This is a genomic window from Tissierellales bacterium (genome assembly GCA_035301805.1).
Taxonomy (GTDB): domain Bacteria; phylum Bacillota; class Clostridia; order Tissierellales; family DATGTQ01; genus DATGTQ01.
Window position 1 is genome coordinate 1 of record DATGTQ010000236.1, and the last position, 3,410, is coordinate 3,410.

The following is a 3,410-nucleotide window of genomic DNA, read 5'->3' on the forward strand; positions in this document are numbered from 1 at the left end:
CCAGAGTTAGAAGTAAAAGTTGAAGGTAGAGATCCAGATTCTGATGAAGTAGAATTAGAAATAACTATGAAGGACAATTTCCCATATTTAGAGCTGAGACTATGGGAAAGTCTAGAATATAAAATTGATGATAGTAAAACAATTGGGGATATTAGGCCTATAGAAAAGACCATTAATATACCAGTATATTTAGAGAAAGGATTAAATGTAATACCTATTACCTTAACTGATTTTGGCGGGAATCAAACTACAATGGAAATAGAAGTATATAGAACTACTAAATAAGAGTATAAAAACTCCTTTTTAATATGTTTATTAGAAAGGAGTTTTTAATTAGCATGTTGTATATAGGATATAATAATAGTAAGACTATAATAGAGATAATAGTAAAAGGATAATAATGAAGAAAGTAATAGAGAGAGAATAATAAGGAAGGGAGTGGGAAAAGTGACAATTAGGAGTAAAATACCCTTTAAAGTAATTGATTCCTTTCAAAGAAGTTCTAATACAGAAGGAGTAGAAGTAGATACAACAGAGGACAAAGTTATACTACAAATTACTAAACAATTTGCTACACCTGGATATTCAATGGATGTAGATGAAGTAATAAAAGAAAACAATGAATGTATAATATCCCTATCCATAAAACCTCCCAAAGTAGATGCAATGCTTATGCAAGTAATAACCAATAAAACTATAGTAATCGAAATTGATAAGGAGAAACTTGGTACATTTGAACAAGTAAAACTCAAATGAGAAAAAAGGGGAGTTTGGGGTATCCCCTAGGAGTACACTGGACCAATGGGGACGGTCTTTACTGACTCACAAAGTGGGTTAGTGAAGACCGTTCTTTTGACTTACTCTTTTAATAATGTCACTAAGTTATAGTGACAAGTTGGTATTAACTAACCTTTGTAATGTCAATACTTCTAGGGTATTATTAAATTAAGGAATTAGGGTAAACTTATTTAGGCAAACATTTTCTAGGAGAGATAAATATGAAATCTTTAGAAAGGCGAAGTAAGGATATATTATTTATTTTAGCAGAAAGCACAGAGCCTATTACGACAGAATTTATAGGTGATAAATTAAACGTTAGTTCAAGAACTATAATGAGGCAAATGCATGAAGTGGAATATTATTTAAGTACTAATGGCTTTAAATTTACTAAAAGGCCTGGCTATGGAATTAAAATTGAAGGGAATTTAGAGGAGAAAAATAGACTTAAACAATTGCTTCATAATGAAGAGGTTGAGAAAAAATACTCTCCACAAGAAAGGCAATTGTTCATACTAATTGAGTTATTAAAAAATAAAGATCCTATTAAGATGTATAGATTTAAGTCTGATTTAAATGTTACTGAAGGCACTATAAGTATGGATCTAGATAAAATTGAGAATATCTTGTTAAAACATGATATACGATTAATTAGAAGGCCTGGACTTGGAGTTTATATTGAGGGAGATGAAACTAATCTTAGAAAATTAATAGTGAACCTTATATACGAAAATAATTTACAAAATGATGTCTTGGATATACTTGAAAATATTGTTCGAAACAAAAATAATAATTTCATAGCATTCAAGACCCAGAACAAGCTTTTAAATATGATAGATAAAGACACTATTAAAAAGGTAGAGAAAATAGTTTCAGAATTTGAAAAAAATATAAATTTGGAACTTAATGATAGCCAATATGTAGCATTAACTGTCCATTTAGCTTTGGTAGTTGAAAGAATTAAAAATGGCGATGAAATTCATATGGAAGAAAAATATCTAAATAATATAAAAAATAATGAAGAATATGCTTATGCAAAAGAATTGGCTTGTGAAATTGAAAATAGCTTTGATATTAATATGCCAGAAGATGAAATTGGATATATCACTATGCATCTACTAGGAACTAAAAAATATTCTAATCAACAAAAAAATGATTGGGATGATTTCTTCATAGATAATTATCGAATCATTAAAACGGCAAAGGCTATGATTAAATTTATTCAAAATGAGTCAAAACTAGATTTAATGAAAGATGAGAAGATATTAATCGATTTAACAATTCATTTAGAGCCTGCAATTAAAAGGATAATGATGGGGATGGAAATTAGAAATCCTCTACTAGATGAAATAAAAGAAAATTACTCCTATATTTTTCAGTTATCAAAAAAAGCCTCTTCTATTATCGAAAAAGAATTCAATGTTAAAGTTCCAGATACAGAAGTTGGATATATCGCCCTTCATATTGGCGGTGCACTAGAGAGAATTAAAAACTATACTTTCAATATAATTGTAGTCTGCCCCAGTGGTATTGGAGCTGCTGGACTGTTATCTACAAAAATCAGCAATGAGTTTTCAAATGTTGAAGTAATAGATACAGTATCGGCCATAGATATAAATAATATAGACTTAAATGGGTGGGATTTCATTGTATCTACAGTTCCTATAAATGTAGAAAATATAGAGTGGGTTTTAGTAAATCCTTTGTTACTAGATGAAGATAAGGAAAATATTAAAAATCTAATGAATAAAATTCCATTAGATAAAAATGAAAGAAGCTATGAAATTACAGATAAAATAAGCTTTAGAGATAAACTAATAAAAGACATTAATTATTCTAAAGCTATTATGCAAATATTAGATAACTATAAATATTATGATGAGATTTATTTAGAAGAGTATCAAGATTTAGTTAATATGATTACTAATATGTATGCAGATGATGATTCTTCGTATAATCAGTTAAAAAAAGATATTCTCTACAGAGAAAGTTTAGGTCAACTTATTCTAGAGGAATCAAGTACAATAATTATTCATTGTAGGACTGAGGTAGTAGATGAGTTGCAACTAGGGATAGTTAAGTTATTAGCTCCGTTAACTATTAATAAAAAAAATGTAGAAACTGCAGTTGTACTATTAGCTCCATCTAATACAGAAAGTGAATATATAGAAATTATGAGTTACATTACTCAAAACATTTTCAAAGGTAAACCAATGAAGACAATGACAGAAGGAGAAATATATGAAAATATAAACAATATTTTAGAGGATTTTTATTTCAATATAAAAATAAAGGGGAGGTAGTGAAATGAGTGAATCCTATGTAAAGGAAAAGAAGGAAGCGAGAGTGAAAATTCAAGACTTTGGTAGGTTTTTATCTGGAATGGTAATGCCAAATATCGGTGCATTTATAGCCTGGGGATTGATAACAGCACTTTTTATTCCTAAAGGATGGAGACCTAATGAGAAATTGGCAGAATTAGTGGGACCAATGATAACCTATTTACTCCCATTATTAATAGGTTATACAGGAGGTAATATGGTCGGTGGCAAAAGAGGTGGAGTAATTGGTGCTATATCAACTATGGGAGTAATAGTTGGAGCAGATATTCCTATGTTTTTAGGGGCAATGGT

At 29.4% G+C, this 3,410-nt stretch carries 4 protein-coding genes; all 4 read left to right on the plus strand.

The window, feature by feature from the left end; genetic code table 11:
- Positions 1-285: hypothetical protein (locus VK071_11755; GenBank protein HLR35986.1), on the plus strand; the 285-nt coding region annotated here is incomplete at its 5' end.
- A 162-nt stretch (positions 286-447) separates the two neighbouring features.
- The gene (locus VK071_11760) at positions 448-756 is read left to right on the plus strand and encodes a hypothetical protein (protein ID HLR35987.1); all 309 of its coding nucleotides are present in this window, start codon (positions 448-450) and stop codon (positions 754-756) included.
- A gap of 242 nt (positions 757-998) precedes the next feature.
- Positions 999-3,080 carry a transcription antiterminator gene (locus VK071_11765; GenBank protein HLR35988.1) on the plus strand — a complete coding sequence of 694 codons (2,082 nt, stop codon included), beginning with the start codon at positions 999-1,001 and terminating at the stop codon, positions 3,078-3,080.
- A 4-nt stretch (positions 3,081-3,084) separates the two neighbouring features.
- Positions 3,085-3,410, plus strand: a 326-nt coding sequence (locus VK071_11770) for a PTS mannitol transporter subunit IICBA (protein HLR35989.1), incomplete at its 3' end; no start/stop codon positions are given.